This is a genomic window from Stenotrophomonas sp. YJH_SMC_120 (assembly GCF_059368675.1).
The window spans coordinates 40449-59103 of sequence record NZ_JCAFRY010000005.1 but is presented as its reverse complement, the minus strand read 5'-3'; the positions used below and the strand labels follow the sequence as shown (position 1 = coordinate 59103).

Here is an 18655-nt window from a genome sequence, read left to right as displayed (position 1 = left end):
CATGTTGCAGACACCCTCATCCATGCCAGGTATCTCCATGCCCAACGCTCGTCCCGTCGCCATCCTCGGTGGCGTCCGCATTCCGTTCTGCCGCCAGAACACCGCGTATTCGGATGTCGGCAACCTCGGCATGTCGGTCCGTACGCTGGGCGCGCTGGTCGAACGGTTCGGCCTGCACGGCCAGCAGCTGGGTGAAGTGGCGATGGGTGCGGTGATCAAGCACTCCAGCGACTGGAATCTGGGCCGTGAAGCCACGCTCTCGTCCGGCCTGTCGCCGCTGACCCCGGGCATCACCCTGCAGCGCGCCTGTGGCACCTCGTTGGACAGCATCATCACCGTCGCCAACAAGATCGCGCTGGGCCAGATCGAATCGGGCATCGGCGGCGGTTCGGACACCACCTCCGACGTGCCGATCGTCTACGGCAAGAAGCTGCGCGCGCGCCTGCTGGCCGCCAACCGTGCCAAGAGCACTGGCGCCAAGATCCGCGCGCTCACTTCCGGCTTCAAGTTCTCCGAGCTCAAGCCCGAGTTCCCGGGCGTGGCCGAGCCGCGCACCGGCAAGAGCATGGGCGACCACTGCGAGGACATGGCCAAGGAATGGAACATCTCGCGCGACTCGCAGGACGAGTGGGCGGTGTCCTCGCACAAGAAGTTGGCCGCTGCCTATGAGCGCGGTTTCTTCAACGATCTGATCGCACCGTTCCGTGGCGTCGAGCGCGACAACATCCTGCGTCCGGATACCTCGCTGGAAAAGCTGGCCACGCTGAAGCCGGCCTTCGACAAGGTCTCCGGCCGTGGCACCCTGACCGCCGCCAACTCCACGCCGCTGACCGATGGCGCCGCCGCGGTGCTGCTGGCCAGTGAAGAGTGGGCGCGTGCGCACGGCCATGAGCCGCAGGCGTACCTGCGCGATGCGCACGTCTCTGCGGTGGACTTCGTGCATGGCGAAGGCCTGCTGATGGCACCGACCGTGGCCGTGCCGGAGATGCTCAAGCGCAACGGCCTGACCCTGCAGGACTTCGACATCTACGAGATCCACGAGGCCTTCGCTGCACAGGTGCTGTGCACCCTGCGTGCGTGGGAGAGCGAGGATTACTGCCGCAACCGCCTGGGCCTGGATGCACCGATGGGCCGCATCGACCCGGACAAGATCAACCTGCTGGGCTCGTCGCTGGCCACCGGCCATCCGTTCGCCGCCACCGGTGCACGTGTGATTGCTACCGCAGCCAAGCAGCTGGCCGAACGCGGCGGTGGCCGCGCGCTGGTGTCGATCTGCACCGCCGGCGGCATGGGCGTGGTGGCGATCGTCGAACGCTGAGCATCACGGTAGTGCCGGCCGCTGGCCGGCAGCGCTGGTACGAAAACGCCGCCCAATGGGCGGCGTTTTTTTTGTTGCTCCGGTGGGTGCCGACCGTTGGTCGGCACGCCTCACGGCAACCGCGGGTTGCCGAACTCGTCGCGCTCTTCATTGGCGTCATACACCGGCGGCTGCACCGCGATCGGCTGCTCTTCCACCGTGGCACGTAGCGGCGCCTCGCTGCCGCGCACCAGCGCCACGCTGTCCTCGCCGCGCTGCAGTCGCAGCGCATTGGCCAGGCACTGCGCGGCCAGCGCGTGCTCGCCACGCTGCGCGAACAGTTCGCCCAGCGCTTCCCACGCCGGGGCACCGGCGCCGGCGGCGATGGCCTCGTGCAGGAACGTATCGGCGGCATCCCACTGCTGCTGGGCCAGGGCCACGCGGCCCTGCGCCAGATGCAGTGCGGCCGAGCCATCATGCACATTGCGCCAGCGCGCCAGGTTGGCCTGGCGGGTGGCCAGGCGCTCGGCCGGCAGGCGGCCGTACAGCGCCACCAGTTCGTCGTCCCAGCGCTGGTCCAGCGCCTGTTCCAGCGCCAGCAGCGCCGGCTCATCCCAGTTCAGGGCCACCGCGCGGCTGGCATAGGCGCCCACCACGTCCGGGGTCGGCCGCAGCGCCTTCGGCGTGGCTTCCCACTGTGCGGCCAATGCGTTGACGTCGGCCGCTTCCAGCAGCGCCTGTGCGGCCAGGCGGGCTTCCAGTTCGCTGTTTGATTCGGCCGGCAGTACCTTGCTCTGGCGCAGCGCACCCAGCTGGCCATAGGCCTCGTGTGCGCGGCCGGCACGCGCCAGCGCTTCGGTACGCAGCCACAGGCCGCGCGGCGGCAGCGGCTGGATCGCCGCCACGTCCAATGCATTGATCGCATCCACCGGCAGATCGCGCGCCAGCAGCTGTTCGGCGCGCAGCAGTGCCTGCAGGGTGGCATCGCTCTCGCCAAGACGCTGCAGCAGCGCTTCACCGGCGGGGCCGTCGGCACGTGCCTGTGCGCTGCGCACGGCATTGGCCAGCGCCACCGCGCTCACTTCCGGGTCCTTGGCAGCGCCATCCAGCAGCTTCTCGGCACGCTGCCACTGGCCGTGCTCGTAGGCCTGCAGGCCGTCGATCAGGCGCACCCGGCCCTGCTTGCGGCGGTAGCGGCCCCAGGCGCGGAACGGTGCGGCAATCAGGCTCCACAGCAGCCACAGCACCAGCACTGCGATCACCGACAGCAGCGCCACCTTCGGCAGGTTGCTGTGGTAGTCGTAACCGCCGTAGCGCAGGGTCACTTCACCGAAACGGTTGAGGTCATCGGCGCCGAGCCATTGCGCGGCCACCACGCCGATGGCCACCGCCAGCAACAGCACAACCAGGGATTGCAGGGGTTTCATGCGGGATTACCTCCGGTCGGTCTGGGTGCGCAGTTGCTGCAGGGTGCTGCCAAGCACGGTGTTGCTGGCCTGCAGCGGAAGCTCGCGCAAGGCCTTCAGTTCAGCACGTTGCGCGCGCAGGGCCGGTGAATCCGGCCAGCGCCGCTGTGCCCAGTGCTCCACGCGTTCCAGTGCGGTATCGCGGCCCGTGCGGTCGCCGCGTTCGATCGCGGCGCGCGCCAGGGTCAGTTCCAGCTGCAGGGCGTCGTCGGCATTGCGACGTTCGGCGGCGGTCAGCGGGCCATTCTGGCGGCTCGGGGTGATGTCCACGAACGGGGCCAGCGTCGATTGCCACCACGGTTTTGCGGTGTCGGTCGCAGCGTTGCCGGTCACCTGCGACGGCAGCCCCTGCAGTGCCCTGGCCAAGGCATCCAGCCGCTGCAGCGACTGCACGCGCGGGCCGGCGCCCAGCGCATCGAGTGCATCGCGCTCCTGCACCAATGCCTGGCGCAGGTTCAGGCCATCGCTGTCGGGCAGATCGGCCAGCGCGGTGGCGGCCTGTGCATACAGGCGGCGCGCGCCTTCCACGTCGTCGGCATAATTCAGCCGTTGCGCCGCCTGGGTCAGCAGCAGTTCGGCCTCATCGCGCTGTACCGCCTGGCGGCCCTGGTTGGCGCTGTCGGCCAGCTTGGCCAGGTTCTCTTCCAGCAGCGCACTGCGCTGCGAAAGGCCCAGCATCTCGTCGCGCAGCACGCGGTTGGTGGTCGCCGCATCCTGCAGGCGCTGGCTGGTCGCGCGCTGGTCGCGGCGCAGTGCATCCAGCGTCGCCTCCAGGCCCTGCAGCTGCACGGCCATGGTCTGTGCCTGCGCTTCCTGTTCGTGCTGTTGCTGCTGCCAGACGTACCAGCCGGCATAGCCGCCCACGCCAAGCACGACCACCCCGGCCAGCGGCAGCAGCCAGCGCACGGGTCGACGGGGCGGGGAAACGGGCGGAGTCTCGTTCATGGGGCTTCCTTGTCGGCAACGTCGCCGGTCAGGATCCGGCAGGCCGCGTTGTGCACAGCATCACTGTTGCCGACCACAGCGGCAAGCGTGACCCACGTCCCTGTTCAGGTCGCTGCCGGGACGGTGAGCATGGCGTGTGCAGCGGCCACCAGCTGTGCCGTGGTGGGCCCGGCCGCGCGCACCACGCGCTGCAGCCCCAGTGCATGCGCCTGATCGCCCAGCCGTTCGCTGGCCACGACGACGGTGGCCTGGGCCTGCAGGCGTTGCTGCAATGCCGGCGGAAGCTGCTGCCAGAAATGCAGCAACGCCTCACCACTGCTCACCGCCAGCACCCACGGCTGCGCTGAATGCGCCAATCGAGCCAGCGTGCGGGGCGACAGGCGCAGCAGGCGGCGCTGGTAGACATCGGCACGTTCGATCGTGGCGCCTGCGGCCTGCAGGTGGGCAGCAATCAGGCCGCGTCCGCCGGGGGCGGTGACCAGTCCGATGCGCAGGCCCTGCACCTCGGCCAGCACCGGCAGCGCCAGCAGGCCCTCGCTGTCCATCCGCTGCGGTGCATGCACCTCGCCGACGCCCTGCGCCCGCAGTGCGCGCGCGGTGCCTTCGCCCACGGTCAGCCACGGGCTGCGTTGCGCCTCGGCCAGTGGCAGCAGGGACGCGGCTGCGGCAACGGCGGCCGGGCTGGTGAACACCACCCGATCGCAGTTCAGCGCGCGTTGCAGCTGGCGCACCACTGGCGTGCCCTTCAGGCGCTGCAGGCGCCACGGCGAAAGGGCCAGCACATGCCCGCCCAGCCCAGCAACGGCGCGGCGCAGCGCCACATGCTGGCCCTGCGGGCGCAGTGAAACCAGGGTCCAGCCCGCGTCGGAACCGGCGGCGCCAGTGGGTATCGTATGGTCGGCCATTGCCTGCATTATGCGGGCCCTTCGTTGTCGTGGTCTCTGCTCCGATGTCCGTTGATGCTCTGACTTCCTCGCTGGCCGCCCTGCAGGACGTGCTGGACTGCATGCCGGCGGTGCGCGCCATGCAGATCCAGCTCGACGGCTATGCCGACGGCGTGCTGCGCATCACCGCGCCGTTGGCCGCCAACGTCAACGACAAGGGCAACGCCTTCGGTGGCAGCCTGGCCTCGGTGCTGACCCTGTCCGGCTGGGCGCTGGTCAGCCTGCGCCTGCGCCTGGCCGGCCACGATGCCGAGGTCTACGTGGCCGACAGCAACCTGCGCTACCTGGCCCCGGTCTACGAAGACCTGCACGCCCACGCCGAAGCGGCCGAGGCCACCGGCTGGGACGCCTTCCTGAACACCTTCCGCCAGCGCCGCAAGGCCCGCATCAGCATCATCGCCACCCAGCCCGGTGCCGATGGCAAGCCTGCCGCCGAGTTCAGCGGTCGCTTTGTTGCCTTCGCCAAAGGGTAGGATGGCAGGCTGACGTTCTGGGGAAACCACCGATGCGCCGCCTCATCCAGTTCCTGATGTGTTCCCTGCTGCTGGTCAGCGCCGTGGCTTCGGCAGACGACCTGAGCCGCAAGCAGCGCAAGCTGCTGGAAGAGACCCAGATCGCCTACGGCGCCACCATCCGCTGGGGCAGCATGGACGATGCCATCGGCTATCTGGACCCCAAGCTGCGCAAGGAAAAGCCGCCCACCGAGTTCGAGCTCAACCGCTACGCGCAGCTGCGCGTGTCGTCCTACCGCGAGCGCAGCAGCGCGGCGCTGGAAGGCGGCCTGGTCGAGCGCCGGGTCGAAATCGGGGTGATCAACCAGAACACCCAGGCCGAACGCACCGTGATGGTGGTCGAGCGCTGGCGCTGGGATCCGGAGGCCAAGCGCTGGTGGCAGACCGCCGGCCTGCCGGACCTGTGGAAGGGGCAGTGACGGGCCGCGTCCGGCTTGTGCGACAATCGGCGCCCGCTTAATCGACCCGTGACCTGAGTGAATTACGAAGAGTTGCTGGCCTTTGCAGGCCGAAACCCGATGCTGTCCGCGGCCCTGGTCGGCCTGACCGTGGCCATCATCGTCACCGAGATCCGCCGCCTGTTCCGGGGCTTCAAGGGCATCAAGCCCGCCGAACTGACCCAGCTGATGAACGCGGGCGGCACGGTGGTGGTCGACCTGTCGGCCAGCGGTGACTTCGAGAAGGGCCACATTGCCGGCAGCCGCAACGCCCAGGCCAGTGCCTTCGGCCCGGACAACAAGCTGGTGGCCAACGCCAAGCAGTCGCCGGTGGTGCTGGTGTGCCGCAGCGGCAACGCCTCGGAAACCGCCGCCAAGGCGCTGAAGAAGGCCGGCTTCGAGAAGGTCTACGTGCTCGACGGCGGCATTCCCGCCTGGCAGCAGGCCGAGCTGCCGCTGGTCAAGGGCCGCAACTGATTGCCGCAGGTGGCGGATCCGGCCTTGTATGGGCCTGATCCCGCCCCCATCGCAGTAATTCGACCATCGTTTTCATTGCATTCATTGGAGTTACTGGAAATGTCCGAAGAGATCACCAACGGCGCTGCTGCGCCGGTCGATGCCGCCACCGGCCCCGCTTTCACCGTCGAGAAGATCTACGTCAAGGACGTCTCCTTCGAGTCGCCGAACGCCCCGACCATCTTCAATGACCAGGTGCAGCCGGAGCTGCAGCTGAACCTGAACCAGCAGGTGCAGCGCCTGGGTGAGAACGCCTTCGAAGTCGTGCTGGCCGTGACCCTGACCTGCCAGGCCGGTGAGCGCACCGCCTACGTGGCCGAAGTGAAGCAGGCCGGCGTGTTCGGCCTGGTCGGCCTGGACCCGCAGTCGATCGACGTGCTGCTCGGCACCCAGTGCCCGAACATCCTGTTCCCGTACGTGCGCCAGCTGATCAGCGACCTGATCCAGGCCGGCGGCTTCCCGCCGTTCTTCCTGCAGCCGATCAACTTCGAAGGCCTGTACGCAGAAACCCTGCGCCAGCGCCAGGAGCAGGGCGACGCACCGTCGCTGGCTGACTCCGAGCCGGCTGGCAACGCCTGATTCCTGCCGCGACGTCACGGATGAGCGCTACCGCTGACAAGATCGCCGTGCTTGGCGCCGGTTCCTGGGGAACCGCGCTGGCCAGCCTGCTCGCACGGCACGGTCACCCGACCGTGCTGTGGGGGCGCGACGCTGCCGTGGTCGAAGCCATCGACCAGCGCCACGAGAATCCGCGTTACCTGCCGGGCATCCCGCTGCCGGACAGCCTGCGTGCCACCACCGACCTGGCGTCGGCGGTGGAGGGCGCGGCCTGGATCCTGGTGGTGACCCCCTCGCATGCCTTCGGCGAAACCGTGCGTGCGCTGGCGCCGCTGCGTCCTGCCGGTGCCGGCGTAGCCTGGGCCACCAAGGGCTTCGAACCCGGTTCGGGCCGCTTCCTGCATGAAGTGGCGCGCGAAGTGCTGGGTGAGGACGTGCCGCTGGCCGTCGTCACCGGGCCGTCGTTCGCCAAGGAAGTCACCCAGGGCCTGCCGACCGCGATCACCGTGCACGGCGACGTGCCCGAGTTCGCGCAGACGGTGGCCGAGGCGATGCATGGCCCGGCGTTCCGCGCCTATACCGGCGACGACATGGTCGGTGCCGAGCTGGGCGGCGCGATGAAGAACGTGCTGGCCGTGGCCACCGGCGTGGCCGATGGCATGCAGTTGGGCCTCAACGCCCGTGCCGGCCTGATCACCCGCGGCCTCAACGAGATGCTGCGCCTGGCCGCTGCCATCGGTGCCAAGCCGGAAACGCTGATGGGCCTGGCGGGCCTCGGCGATCTGGTGCTGACCTGTACCGGCGACCTGTCGCGCAACCGCCGCCTGGGCCTGGCCTTGGGCCGTGGCCAGACGCTGCAGGATGCCGTGCGCGAAATCGGCCAGGTGGTCGAATCGGTGCAGACCGCCGACGAAGTGATGCGACAGGCGCGCCGCCATGGCATCGACCTGCCGATCTCCGACCGCGTGCGTGCCGTGCTGCACGGCGAGCAGACACCGGAAGAAGGCCTGCGCGCATTGCTGGCGCGGGAACAGAAACCGGAATACCCGGACACGCTGTTCAAGTGAATCGAAAAACCCCGGCTACATGCCGGGGTTTTTTTTGTGCGCGCCCCATCCACGCATGGCGTGGATCTACGACGGACCCCGCTTCTGGTAGCTGCCAACCTTGGTTGGCACCCAGCGGCAGCAATCACCGCGCTCGTGGCGGCGCGCTGGTGTTGTCCATGTCCGAAAAGATCAGCCACGGCCCATCGCCCACGCGCTTCAACGTGAGCGTGAACTTGCCGGTATCGCCCACGTTGTTGCCGTAGCTGTACGCACCGACGATGTAGCCCGTGTTGCCCTCCATCGAATACGCCAGCGCACGCAGCCGCAACGGGCTGCCGCCCTGGCCGGCATACGCGGCCTCGATCGCACTGCGGCCGCGCACCGGCGGCTGGTTGCTCTGCAGCACAAAGCCATCCTCGGCGAACAGCGCACCCAATGCCTTGACATCACCCGTGCGCCACGCCTGCTCGTAGTCGCGCAGTACACGGTCCAGTGGTGCGGGCAGCGCGATATCGGGAAGCGGCTGTGCGGGCTTCGCGCCTTCTGCATCGTGGGCAGTTGCCGGCGATGCCATCAGCAGGGCACTGCAGAAGATCATGGCGAGTCGTGTGCGGCGCATGCGTCCAGGCTCTGGCGATGACGGGAAGGCTTCAGACGCATCCTAGCGCGCCGCTGGTTAGAATCACGCGGCCGCCGATTTGGTGGATGCAGCGCAGATCAGACAAGGACACGGAATGAAGATGCGAATCACAGGGATGGCGATGATGGCCGCGCTGCTGGCAGCCTGCGGACAGGCACCGGAGAAGACTGGCGAGACTGCACCTGCTGTGGCGCCGGCACCGACCACCGAAGCACCGGCCGCTACCGCCACGGTGGTGGAGAAGAAACCATCCGCCGAAGACGGTGTGGACCCCTCGGTGTGGGATAACGAAGGCGAACCGGAAGACCCGATCGCTGGCGGGGAACTCACCTGCGCGGACAACCCGCTGGCGACGCATTTCTTCACCCTGGTCGGCGGCAATACCGTGGACGACTGCGGCCGCAAGGATCCGAAGGTGCTGGCCGCGTTCAACGCCCTGATGAAGAACACGGCCGCAGCCGAATCCGCTGACAAGGAGATTCCATCGCTGCGCGAACGCCTGTTGAGCGGGCCCAGCGGTCCTGGCGAACTGGTAGTGCTGCAGGGTGAGCCGTGGTGGTTCTACACCGCCTGCCAGGCCCACGACTGCCCCGGCACGGCGTTGGCGATGCTGTATTCGCCCGATCAGTCGAAGATGGTTGGCCGTCTTACCGCGCGCTGCCGTGTATGGTGGCTGGGCGAGCCGACGGCGGAACAACGTGCGCAGATCGAACAGCGCCAGCCACTGCAGGATGCCGCGTTGAAGGAAGACAGCGCACTCTGCGAGTGATGTGGCGCGCGCCGCAGCGCCGGGCCGTGCCCGGCGTTGCAGTGAGCGTTGTTCCCCGTATCACCCTTCCGGCCGCATGCGTGCGCTGACCTGTGCTGTCAGCGACAGACTGACCATCATCAGGCCCTCCATCAACCGGTCGCCCACGTACTCCTCGTCGGGTCCGTTCTGGCGCACGCGCTCGGCAGCCAGCAGCATTTCCAGCGCCACGCGCAGGCCGGTCAATGCGCAGTCCGCGTCGGCCAAGGCCATGCGGCGGCCGGGCATCTAATGACGTTCCGGCCAGGGCTGGCCGTGGGCGGCGGCGCCCTTGCCAATGCGGTCGAGGGTGGCGATGAAACCGAGAGGATCGTGCGGATGCGGTGCTTCCGAAGGCACGTCCGCGTTGGCGGGCACGTACTGCGTGCGTAGTCGGGAGGATTCGGGTGTGCTCATGGCAATGCTCCGTGCAGGACAGACGGCAGCCGCCACGCAAAGGTGGCGGGCGGAGACGTGGCTCGAAAACCGGGCGCTTGTTGAAACCGGCAGGCACAGGGCCTCCACGCTCCGCCCGCCATAGCCGGCAGACGGTTTGCCCGCCGGCGCCACGATGGGTGACGCCGGCGGGCAAGCGTTGTTAAACAAGCGCACGGGTTTTCGAAGCCCGGCCATCCTTTTTCGATGGCACGTCATCTGTACGCGTGCTGCTGCGCGGTGCCAATCAGAACAGTTGCATTCAACGCTTGATCAAAGACGCTTCTGGCATTTTTGCACGCTGTTAAGCTGTCGCAGACGCAGGCGCCGCAACGGCCGTAGCGGCATGGGGAATATGCGACATGGGTCGAAGTTGATGACGTGGCGTACGGGCACCCCACCAAGTCGATGACGACAGTGCGGGGCGAAGAACGTAAATCGATTCCCGCACACTTTGATCTGTCAGTGCTCTTCGCGTCTCTCGTACCAGGCTTGTGTACGGTTCACGATCCGCACCACAGACAGCATGACCGGTACCTCGATCAGCACACCCACCACGGTGGCCAGCGCCGCTCCCGAGTGCACGCCGAACAGTCCCACCGCTGTGGCCACAGCCAGTTCGAAGAAGTTGCTGGCGCCAATCAGCGCTGAAGGGCCGGCCACGCAATGCGCCACGCCCAGGCGGCGGTTGAGCAGGTAGGCCAGGCCTGAAGTGAAGTAGACCTGGATCAGGATCGGCACTGCAATCAGTGCAATCACCAGCGGTTGCTTCACGATCTGCTGGCCCTGGAACCCGAACAGCAGCACCAGCGTGAGCAGCAGCGCAGACAGCGAGACGGGCCCAAGCTTGTGAAGCACCCGCTGCAATGCTGCCTCGCCACGACGCAACAGGATTCCGCGCCGCAGCAGGGCGGCCACCAGCACCGGCGCCACGATGTAGAGGCCCACCGACAACAGCAGCGTGTCCCACGGCACAGTGATCGCCGACAGGCCGAGCAACAGCGCAACCACCGGTGCGTATGCGACCACCATGATCGCGTCGTTCAAGGCCACCTGGCTCAGGGTGAAGTTGGCATCACCGCGGCACAGGTTGCTCCACACGAACACCATGGCGGTGCAGGGCGCGGCCGCCAGCAGGATCAAACCGGCGATGTAGCTGTCGATCTGTGCTGCGGGCAGCCAGTCCGCGAAGGCATGGCGCAGGAACAGCCAGCCCAGCAGCGCCATCGAAAACGGCTTGACCGCCCAGTTGATGAACAGTGTTACCCCGATGCCCTTCCAGTGCTGCTGCAACTGGCGCATTGCGGTGAAGTCGACCTTCAGCAGCATCGGGATGATCATCAACCAGATCAGCGCGGCAACCGGCAGATTGACCTTGGCGATTTCGGCCGAAGCCAGCTCCGCGAAAACAGCGGGTAGGAAGTGGCCCAGCAGCGTGCCGACCGCAATACAAAGCCCGACCCAAAGCGTCAGGTAGCGCTCGAACAGATTCATGGGGGCTGTCACGGCATGCGATCAGTCGGCAGCAGCTGTCCGATCCGATCCAGCGTGTGCTGCAGCGCTTCGCGTTCGGACCACACCGATTCGGGCAGTGCGAGCAGCGCACGCAGGCGCGTTTTCACGATGGCATGGGCCAGCGAGAACGCCGCGGCTTTGTCGGCATCGCTGCCCGCCACGGCCGCTGGATCGGGCAGGCCCCAGTGGCTGCGGATGAAGTCACCGAACACCACCGGGCAGGCCTCCGCTGCGGCTGAGTCGCATACGGTGATGACCAGATTCATGGGCGCTGCATCCACGAACTCATCCCACGACTTGCTGCGCAGCCCTTCAATGGGCATTCCTTCGGCCTGCAACTGGGCCAGCGCGAAGGGATTGATCTGGCCAGTGGGCTGGCTGCCCGCACTGAATGCGCTGAAGTGATCGCCGCCCCAGGCGCGCAGGGTGGCTTCAGCCAGCACGCTGCGCGCGCTGTTGCCGGTGCAGAGGAACAGGACATTGCGGGTCATGTGGCTTCCGTGGTCAGTGAGTGGCTTGGACATGCACAGCGCGCTGGCCGGGCAGAGACGAGTGAACTCGGCAGAGCTGCGGATCGCCTCCGCTATCTGCGCGCGATCGCATCCGGCATAGCCGTGCCGCGCGAACCACGGGCCTGCCGACGTTGTCAGCAGCACCAGTTCCCTGACCTGCATGCGGCGGGCCATGTCCTCGGCCGCTGACAGCAACGCGCGCCCAAGGCCGGTATTGCGTCGGTCATCTGACACCACCAGTGAGCGAAGCAGGGCCGACGCGCCGAAGATCTGCAATCCAACGGCACCCACGGGAATGCCGTCGAGGTCTGCGACGAGAAACGCCACCTCGCTGCTTTCCAGATCGGCCACGGGCAACTGCGCCCGCTGCAGAAGGTCCCGGATGTAGGACAGGTCGTCGCGTGTGCCGGTACGAATCATCGGATCGTGTTTCATCTCAGCACCTGCATGCCGGTTCGTTCACCGTGCACCGCTCATCCGGGGAGCCCGCGCAGCAGTTGTGCGTCAGGTACTGGACCAAGCCGTTCATCGCATCGAAGTTGGCGCGGTAGCAGACGTGGCGGCCTTGGCTTTCGCTCTCCACCAGCCCGGCCTGCACCAGCTCCTTCAGGTGGAAGCTGAGCGTGGCTGGGGGTACCTGCAGGGCCGTGGCGATGTCGCCCGCCATGCGCCCTGCCGGGCCCGCCTCCACCAGCAGTCGGAAGGCAGCCAGGCGGGTGGCATGGCCGAGGGCGGTCAGGGCGGTGATTGCATTAGATGTTTCCATATTTCTAGAATAGTCGAATGAATGAGCCAATCACAAGCCTGGACCTGCCCAACCTGCTGGAATCGTCATTGCCCCAGCCCAATCATCACCAGCTCGCCGCGGCAGATCTGGGGCCGCCACGCATTCTCCTGCTCTACGGCTCGCTGCGGCCCCAGTCGTTCAGCCGCAAGCTTGCGCTGGAAGCCGAGCGGCTGCTGCGCCACCTGGGGTGCGAAACCCGGGTGTTCGATCCGCATGCGCTGCCGATGCTGGACAGCGTGGACAGGAATCACCCCGAAGTGCAGCGACTGCGCGAATGGTCACAGTGGTCGGAAGGGCAGGTCTGGGTCAGCCCCGAGCGGCATGGCACGGTCACCGGCGTGTTCAAGAACCAGATCGACTGGTTGCCGCTGGAAGATGGCAGCGTGCGGCCCACGCAGGGCAGGACGCTGGCGGTGATGCAGGTGAGCGGCGGCTCGCAGTCGTTCAATACCGTCAACACGTTGCGCGTGCTCGGCCGCTGGATGCGCATGCTGACCATCCCCAACCAGTCGTCGGTGGCCAAGGCCTGGCAGGAATTCGATGACGACGGCCGGATGAAACCCTCGCCGTACTACGATCGGGTGGTGGACGTGATGGAGGAACTGGTGAAGTTCACGCTGCTGACGCGGGGCCGGTCGGACTACCTGGTGGACCGCTACAGCGAGCGGAAGGGCGACGCGCACGCCGCGGCATTGGCGCGGGCTGCAGGGGCTACGGCTTCCTGAGTTCCAGCACGCGCGCTACCTGCTCGCGCGCTGCGCGCCCTTGCTGTTCTCGTCCTTTGCATCGCCACGGCTCTGCGCGAACGCCGGGAACGTCTTCGCGATCGAATCCTTGTCCGGCAGGATGTAGAACACACCGCCCTTCTGGAACGTGGATTGCACGATCTGTTCGTAGAAGCCGGGCGAAACGTTGATGCAGCCGTGGGTGACGCGGTTGTCGTCCGGCGTCGGCGTCGCCAGTCGTTCGGCGCGCTTTTCCTTCGGGCTGCCCGGTGGCAGCGGATGCATCGAGACGGCGGAATCGTAGTCCACCCACAGCACGCGCCCGGCATCGTCGGAGGGGCCATAGGCGCCAATGAAGCGGCCCGCAGGCGTGGTGCGGTCGTGGCCGGGAATCGCGCTCAGAGCAAGCTTGGCGACGCCCGGTGCGGAATGATCGCCGATGGCCGAACCGAACAGTGCCGGCGCGGCGCCGCGCAGCTTGCCGTCGCCGCCGAAGACCAGGACCTGCGCGGCGGCCTTGTCCATGATTGCGAACGGGTAGCCCTGGTTGTCCTTGCTGGCGACCACCCAGCCGGCCAGCTCGATCACTGTTTCGGACACGCTCTGGTCGGGTGGAAGTTCATCAACGGCGGCAATTCGCTGTTCAGGCGCTTCCTTGTCCTTGCCCTTGGCGCTGGCTGCGCCGCTACACGCAACGACCAGTGCCATCGCCAGTGCGGCATGGAGGACGCGGCGTTCAGGGGAGGAGGAGGTACGAATGGGACGGCTCCTTGCAATGCAATCCTGGGTGGAAGGATGCCAGTGGCCGGCGAAGGCCACTGGTTCCCGATACAGAGGTGGATCAATTCAAAGGATGAGGGAGCTATCAGCCGCGCGGCTTGCGACCGGCCGGTGCCCTTTCAAGCTGCTGTACGCGGCCTTCGATCTGGTCCAGACGCTGGTTGGCCTGCTGCGCCGACTGGTTGGCGGACTCGGCACTCTGGGCAGCGCCCTGCACCTTTACGTCGAGCTGATCGAGGCGCGAGTTGATGGTTGCGAACTCGTCCTTGTAGGTGGCGCAAGCGCCGAGGCTTACGGTGGCCACGATGGCGACGGTGATGGCGCGTGCTGCGTTGATGTGCTGCTTGGTCAGTTTCATTTCCAACTCCCTCCTTCGTCTGGGGAAGCTGGAATATAGCGGCGTTTGTTCCCGGCGCTAGCCCGTGCTTTCAGCTGGAATTTGAGTACGTGGATGGGCTGTGAAGGCCTGTAGATCAACAAACCTTAACAAGCGGGATCAAGCGAACTGATCTGCATCGGCGAAGCGCCTTGTGCCTGTTAAACGTTACCCATTCACCTGCATGAAGCCGGCATCACGGCATGCGCGTCTGCGTGCTTCCGCCTGCTCCGCACGCAGGTTGCCATCCACTTGCTTCCAGCAGCGCTGCAGCGTTCCCAGGCTGGACATCCAGCAGTTCGGCGACGCCGCTGCGCGTGTCGGCCGCGCGCGCAACATAGGCATGGGCGATGCGATAGCCGATCCAGTAGCCGAGATCTCCGCGGCGCGCATCGTCGCCGGGACCGTTGTACAGCCACCCCGAAAGATCGGTACCCATGCTGTCCTGCAGGAACGCGCGCTCCAGCGCACACTCGCGACCCTGCGTCCAACGCTGCAGATGCGCGTTGGCCGGTTGCCCGGAGATCCGTTCGGCCACGTATTCGGCGCCCCCTTCCAGCAGCGTCTGATAGAGCAGGGTGGGCTGCTCGACGTCCACGCGTGCACCGGGCTGTTGCACGTGCACATACTCATGCGCGATCAGATGCACGAAGCGGTCACCTACATCGGCCTGCATCCAGTCGGCGTTGCACAGTGCTTCCAGTCCGACGACCACACCTGCTTCGGTAGTCACGCCACCACTGTTGCCGCGGCCCACCAGTACGGTGACCGGAGGAAAGCGCGCAGACGGCAACAGGGCGCCAAGTCGATCGACAGCAGCGGCGACGCGCGTGCGGATCGATGGCAATGCGGTCGCGCAGGTTCTCGCTTTCGCAAACAATGCCGGCTTGTCCTGGATGGCCCTGGCCAGCCGCTCCATCGAGCCGATACGGCGGTCGGTGAAGCTGCGCAGGGCATCCGTACCCGCATCCAGATAGCCGTGTTGCAGATCATCGGCGCTTGGGCGCCCTTGGTTGGCGTCCAGCACCTTGAAGAAGCGCGTGACATCGTCTGTCTGTACGACGATGTGCCTGGCAGAAACGATGCGCTCAGCGGCCTGTGCCTGCAGTAGCGCAACCGGCGAGGCGATCAGGATCAGTGCCCGCATCAAGCATCGAGCGTGGTGCGCGTAAGAAGCCGACAGCGGTCCCATGCGGAGTTCCCTGAACGCCAGCCTTATTTATACACCAGTCAGTTCAATATTCAGGGTTGATTAGACCCCCTAACGGATAATTCACACCTGTCGACCGCCTCTTCTCTCTCCCCCTCCCGGGAGGCGGCCGACGAAACCAAAATAATTAAAGGTGTGTCCCGATGAACAAGAATTCGCTGCTTGCCCTGGGTCTTCTGGCTGCTCTGCCGTTCGCTGCATCGGCAACCGATGGCCTGTCGTACAACTACGTTGAAGGCGGCTACGTGAACACCGATGCCAAGGGCGGCGACGCCGACGGCTGGAAGGTGAAGGGTTCCGTGGCGGTGCACCCGAACTTCCACATCTTCGGCGACTACAGCGCGCAGGAGACCGACAAGTTCAAGAATGACGTCGACCAGTGGCGCATCGGCGCCGGCTACAACTACGGCATCGCACCGAACACCGACCTGGTGGCTCGCGTTGCGTACCAGAAGTTCGACATGAAGCATGGCCTGGACTTCAACGGCTACTCGACCGAAGTTGGCGTGCGCACCGCGTTCAACCCGTACGTGGAAGGCTACGTGATGGCCGGCTACGAGGACTACACCAAGAAGCACGGCATCAACCCGGACGGCGAGTTCTATGGCCGTGTCGGCGCCACCGCCAAGTTCAACCAGAACTGGGGCCTGAGTGGCGAAGTGAAGCTGGCCAAGGCCGGCGACCGCGAGTGGTTCGTGGGCCCGCGCTTCACCTGGTAACAAACGCCTGTCGTTAGTGCGTGTTGTGCTGGCGTGTGACTCTCTCTCTCCCACACGCCAACCGAAGCCCGGCCTCGCGCCGGGCTTCACTTTTATGGGCCCCGTGGCGCCACAATGCGGCATGGGCGACCCTTCCTCTCTTGCAGGCACCGGCACGATCTACCAGGAGCATCTGGCGCCTGCGCCGCTGCGCGGCCACTTTGGCCAGCTGTGGCAGAGCCAGCTTCCTGCCGATGCCGATGGGCACATCACCGTATTGCCCGATGGCTGCGTGGATATCCTCTGGCGCGACGGTGCGCTGTTCGTCGTCGGCCCGGACCGCGTGGCCGCGCACCCGGCGCTGGCACCCGGTGCGCAGGTGCTGGGCGCGCGCTTCCGTCCCGGCCAGGCATTGGCCGCGCTGGGCCTGCCCTTGGCCGGGATCATCGGCCAGGCCGTGCCACTGGCCGACCTGAAGGGCGCGTGGGCGAACAAGGCGGCGGCCTCCATCGGCGACACCGCGCCTGCACAGCGCCTGCAGCGAATGGCGCACTGCCTGCAACAGCACATGGGTGCGGCCGCGCTCGATACGCCGGCGCAGCGCGCCCATGTCCTGTTCCAGGCGCTCGCCGCGGGTAATGCCACGCTGGATACGCTGGCGGCGCACCTGGGCCTGAGCCCGCGCAGCCTGCGGCGTTTCAGCCAGGCGCAGTTCGGCTACGGCGCCAAGACGCTGGAGCGGATCCTGCGGCTGCAACGTTTCCTGCGCCAGAGTCGCGCGCTGCCACTGCATTCGTTGGCGATGCTGGCCGCTGATGCCGGCTATGCCGACCAGGCCCATCTCAGCCGCGAGGCGCGTGAACTGGCGGGCATGACCGCCAGCGAGCTGCGCCTGGAGTGGGGACAATGATGGCCGTTTTGTTCAAGACCACTGTGCTGCATTGATCGATGCTGGGCTCCCACCACGGAGCCTCGCCATGAATCCTGCCGCGCCCCACGATGCCGAACGCCGCATCGACAACATCGAATTCAACGTCGCCGACATTGACCGTAGCAAGCGCTTCTACGGCGAGGTGTTCGGCTGGCGCTTCACGGACTACGGCACGGCCTACACCGAGTTCGACGACGGCCGTCTGGAAGGTGGCTTCGTGGCCGACGCGGCGGTGCGTGCCCACGGGGGGCCGCTGGTGATCCTCTACTGCGCGGACCTGGCCGATGCACAGCAACGCGTGATCGCCGCCGGTGGCGAGGTGGTGCAGGCGGTGTTCGCCTTCCCGGGTGGTCGCCGCTTCCACTTCCGCGATCTGGATGGCTACGAACTGGCGGTCTGGAGTGATGTGGATTGAGGCCTTCGTAGCTTCGCCGGTGGACGGAACGAGAACCGCTCCGTCCCCGGTCAGGCGGTTCCGCTATGATCGCCCGCACATCGCCACACGCGATGCGCCCGCCTCAAGCCAGCAGGAACCGCCGTGAACTCCCAGCCCGCACCGATCACCGCCGTCAACCACACGCTCGACAACGAGCCGCAGCAGATCACCGCGCCACTGACCCATTCGGCGGCGTTCTTGGTGCTGAAGGTGAAGGATGACGAGGCGTCGATCGCCAAGGCACGCGAGGTGCTGGCCAGCACCGACGACCTGATCAAGAACACCGCCATCCGCGAGATCGAACGCACCTTCACCTGCAACGTGGCCATCGGCCACCGCGTGTGGCAGCCGCTGGTGGGCACCACGCCGCCGCGCGAGTTGCAGCCGTTCCGCGAGATCAAGGGCGCGACCCATACCGCTGTGTCCACGCCGGGCGACCTGCTGTACCACATCCGTGCACGTACCATGGACCTGATCGTGGCGTTCGAGCGCAACCTGCTGATGGCCTTTGGCGATGCGGTGGAGACGGTCGATGACGTGGCCGGCTTCCGCTATTTCGATGGCCGCGACCTGCTCGATTTCGTTGACGGCACCGCCAACCCGGAAGGGCTGTCGCTGCCGGAAGCCACCATCGTGGGCGAGGAAGACCCGGAGCATGCCGGCGGCAGTTACGTGGTGGTGCAGAAGTACCTGCACAATCTTGATGCCTGGCGCGCGCAGAAGACCGAAGCGCAGGAAGCGATCATCGGCCGCACCAAGCACGACAACATCGAGCTGGACGATGCGCCGGCCGATGCGCAGAAGTCGCACAAGACGCTGTGCACCATCGAGGATGCCGACGGCGAGCACGAGATCCTGCGCGACAACATGCCGTTCGCCAACCCGGGTCGCGGCGAGTACGGCACCTACTTCATCGGCTACACGCGCCGCCTGTGGGTGATCGAGAAGATGCTCGAGCGCATGTTCATCGGCAATCCCGCACCGCTGCATGACCGCATCCTTGATTTCTCCACCGCCACCACCGGCGTGACCTTCTTCGCGCCCTCGCGCAAGGTGCTGGCCGACCTGGGCGACTGATCACGGCTCTCGTCCTTGCGCA

At 66.5% G+C, this 18655-nt stretch carries 22 protein-coding genes and 2 pseudogenes; 12 read left to right on the top strand and 12 right to left on the bottom strand.

Annotated elements, in window-relative coordinates; all coding sequences use genetic code 11:
• Nucleotides 1-22: 22 nt before the first annotated feature.
• On the top strand, nucleotides 23-1318 hold the full coding sequence (locus tag AC5P60_RS08985; RefSeq protein WP_242899163.1) for an acetyl-CoA C-acetyltransferase: 1296 nt from the start codon (nucleotides 23-25) through the stop codon (nucleotides 1316-1318).
• A 110-nt stretch (nucleotides 1319-1428) separates the two neighbouring features.
• On the opposite strand, the gene AC5P60_RS08980 is transcribed toward AC5P60_RS08985, so the two are convergent.
• The 3 genes from AC5P60_RS08980 to AC5P60_RS08970 form a co-directional block, all read right to left on the bottom strand.
• Complete coding sequence (locus AC5P60_RS08980) at nucleotides 1429-2724, bottom strand: heme biosynthesis HemY N-terminal domain-containing protein (protein ID WP_012478739.1); 1296 nt, start codon at nucleotides 2722-2724, stop codon at nucleotides 1429-1431.
• 6 nt (nucleotides 2725-2730) lie between these two features.
• Entirely contained in the window at nucleotides 2731-3708 is a 978-nt protein-coding gene (locus tag AC5P60_RS08975) for a uroporphyrinogen-III C-methyltransferase (RefSeq protein WP_012478740.1), read from the bottom strand.
• A 104-nt stretch (nucleotides 3709-3812) separates the two neighbouring features.
• The gene (locus AC5P60_RS08970) at nucleotides 3813-4622 is read right to left on the bottom strand and encodes a uroporphyrinogen-III synthase (protein ID WP_049452643.1); all 810 of its coding nucleotides are present in this window, start codon (nucleotides 4620-4622) and stop codon (nucleotides 3813-3815) included.
• A 35-nt stretch (nucleotides 4623-4657) separates the two neighbouring features.
• On the opposite strand from AC5P60_RS08970, the gene AC5P60_RS08965 reads away from it, so the two are divergent.
• The 5 genes from AC5P60_RS08965 (at nucleotide 4658) to AC5P60_RS08945 (ending at nucleotide 7742) form a co-directional block, all read left to right on the top strand.
• Complete coding sequence (locus AC5P60_RS08965) at nucleotides 4658-5125, top strand: YiiD C-terminal domain-containing protein (RefSeq protein WP_005407593.1); 468 nt, start codon at nucleotides 4658-4660, stop codon at nucleotides 5123-5125.
• A gap of 32 nt (nucleotides 5126-5157) precedes the next feature.
• Complete coding sequence (locus tag AC5P60_RS08960) at nucleotides 5158-5583, top strand: hypothetical protein (RefSeq protein WP_005407594.1); 426 nt, start codon at nucleotides 5158-5160, stop codon at nucleotides 5581-5583.
• A gap of 57 nt (nucleotides 5584-5640) precedes the next feature.
• Complete coding sequence (locus AC5P60_RS08955) at nucleotides 5641-6078, top strand: rhodanese-like domain-containing protein (protein ID WP_004153552.1); 438 nt, start codon at nucleotides 5641-5643, stop codon at nucleotides 6076-6078.
• A 99-nt stretch (nucleotides 6079-6177) separates the two neighbouring features.
• Nucleotides 6178-6696, top strand: a complete 519-nt coding sequence (secB, locus tag AC5P60_RS08950; protein WP_005407596.1) for a protein-export chaperone SecB — start codon at nucleotides 6178-6180, stop codon at nucleotides 6694-6696.
• 20 nt (nucleotides 6697-6716) lie between these two features.
• On the top strand, nucleotides 6717-7742 hold the full coding sequence (locus tag AC5P60_RS08945) for an NAD(P)H-dependent glycerol-3-phosphate dehydrogenase (protein WP_242899164.1): 1026 nt from the start codon (nucleotides 6717-6719) through the stop codon (nucleotides 7740-7742).
• Nucleotides 7743-7866: 124 nt separating this feature from the next.
• Here AC5P60_RS08945 and AC5P60_RS08940 read toward each other — a convergent pair whose 3' ends face one another.
• A complete protein-coding gene (locus AC5P60_RS08940) occupies nucleotides 7867-8322 on the bottom strand; it encodes a YybH family protein (RefSeq protein ID WP_049402854.1) in 456 nt (151 codons plus the stop codon).
• A gap of 136 nt (nucleotides 8323-8458) precedes the next feature.
• On the opposite strand from AC5P60_RS08940, the gene AC5P60_RS08935 reads away from it, so the two are divergent.
• On the top strand, nucleotides 8459-9133 hold the full coding sequence (locus tag AC5P60_RS08935; RefSeq protein WP_033834620.1) for an Ivy family c-type lysozyme inhibitor: 675 nt from the start codon (nucleotides 8459-8461) through the stop codon (nucleotides 9131-9133).
• A 60-nt stretch (nucleotides 9134-9193) separates the two neighbouring features.
• On the opposite strand, the pseudogene AC5P60_RS08930 reads toward AC5P60_RS08935, so the two are convergent.
• From AC5P60_RS08930 to AC5P60_RS08910, 5 genes and pseudogenes are all read right to left on the bottom strand, one after another.
• A pseudogene (locus AC5P60_RS08930) lies at nucleotides 9194-9568 on the bottom strand (hypothetical protein).
• Between the two features lie 480 nt (nucleotides 9569-10048).
• Entirely contained in the window at nucleotides 10049-11080 is a 1032-nt protein-coding gene (arsB, locus tag AC5P60_RS08925) for an ACR3 family arsenite efflux transporter (protein WP_033834622.1), read from the bottom strand.
• A gap of 8 nt (nucleotides 11081-11088) precedes the next feature.
• Nucleotides 11089-11592 carry an arsenate reductase ArsC gene (locus AC5P60_RS08920; RefSeq protein WP_483693596.1) on the bottom strand — a complete coding sequence of 168 codons (504 nt, stop codon included), beginning with the start codon at nucleotides 11590-11592 and terminating at the stop codon, nucleotides 11089-11091.
• 36 nt (nucleotides 11593-11628) lie between these two features.
• A pseudogene (gene arsN2 / locus AC5P60_RS08915) lies at nucleotides 11629-12033 on the bottom strand (arsenic resistance N-acetyltransferase ArsN2); the annotation flags it as partial.
• Between the two features lie 16 nt (nucleotides 12034-12049).
• Nucleotides 12050-12379 carry an ArsR/SmtB family transcription factor gene (locus tag AC5P60_RS08910; protein WP_065178712.1) on the bottom strand — a complete coding sequence of 110 codons (330 nt, stop codon included), beginning with the start codon at nucleotides 12377-12379 and terminating at the stop codon, nucleotides 12050-12052.
• Nucleotides 12380-12396: 17 nt separating this feature from the next.
• Between AC5P60_RS08910 and arsH the strand changes: the two genes are divergently transcribed.
• The gene (arsH, locus tag AC5P60_RS08905) at nucleotides 12397-13125 is read left to right on the top strand and encodes an arsenical resistance protein ArsH (protein WP_065185559.1); all 729 of its coding nucleotides are present in this window, start codon (nucleotides 12397-12399) and stop codon (nucleotides 13123-13125) included.
• Nucleotides 13126-13140: 15 nt separating this feature from the next.
• Here the strand turns inward: arsH and AC5P60_RS08900 are convergent, their stop codons facing one another.
• From AC5P60_RS08900 to AC5P60_RS08890, 3 genes are all read right to left on the bottom strand, one after another.
• Entirely contained in the window at nucleotides 13141-13833 is a 693-nt protein-coding gene (locus tag AC5P60_RS08900) for a hypothetical protein (RefSeq protein WP_483693588.1), read from the bottom strand.
• Between the two features lie 157 nt (nucleotides 13834-13990).
• Nucleotides 13991-14263 (bottom strand): hypothetical protein, encoded by a 273-nt coding sequence (locus tag AC5P60_RS08895; protein ID WP_005407606.1) that lies wholly within the window; start codon nucleotides 14261-14263, stop codon nucleotides 13991-13993.
• A gap of 214 nt (nucleotides 14264-14477) precedes the next feature.
• Nucleotides 14478-15428, bottom strand: coding sequence for a DUF2268 domain-containing putative Zn-dependent protease (locus AC5P60_RS08890; RefSeq protein ID WP_483693589.1), 951 nt, complete (start codon nucleotides 15426-15428; stop codon nucleotides 14478-14480).
• Nucleotides 15429-15634: 206 nt separating this feature from the next.
• On the opposite strand from AC5P60_RS08890, the gene AC5P60_RS08885 reads away from it, so the two are divergent.
• The 4 genes from AC5P60_RS08885 to AC5P60_RS08870 all read left to right on the top strand — a co-directional run bounded on the left by AC5P60_RS08885 (nucleotide 15635) and on the right by AC5P60_RS08870 (nucleotide 18633).
• A complete protein-coding gene (locus AC5P60_RS08885; protein ID WP_005411880.1) occupies nucleotides 15635-16210 on the top strand; it encodes an OmpO family porin in 576 nt (191 codons plus the stop codon).
• A gap of 121 nt (nucleotides 16211-16331) precedes the next feature.
• The gene (locus AC5P60_RS08880; protein ID WP_033835098.1) at nucleotides 16332-17099 is read left to right on the top strand and encodes a helix-turn-helix transcriptional regulator; all 768 of its coding nucleotides are present in this window, start codon (nucleotides 16332-16334) and stop codon (nucleotides 17097-17099) included.
• A 67-nt stretch (nucleotides 17100-17166) separates the two neighbouring features.
• Nucleotides 17167-17535, top strand: coding sequence for a VOC family protein (locus AC5P60_RS08875; protein ID WP_483693590.1), 369 nt, complete (start codon nucleotides 17167-17169; stop codon nucleotides 17533-17535).
• A 123-nt stretch (nucleotides 17536-17658) separates the two neighbouring features.
• Nucleotides 17659-18633 carry a Dyp-type peroxidase gene (locus tag AC5P60_RS08870; RefSeq protein ID WP_012478755.1) on the top strand — a complete coding sequence of 325 codons (975 nt, stop codon included), beginning with the start codon at nucleotides 17659-17661 and terminating at the stop codon, nucleotides 18631-18633.
• Nucleotides 18634-18655: the final 22 nt, after the last annotated feature.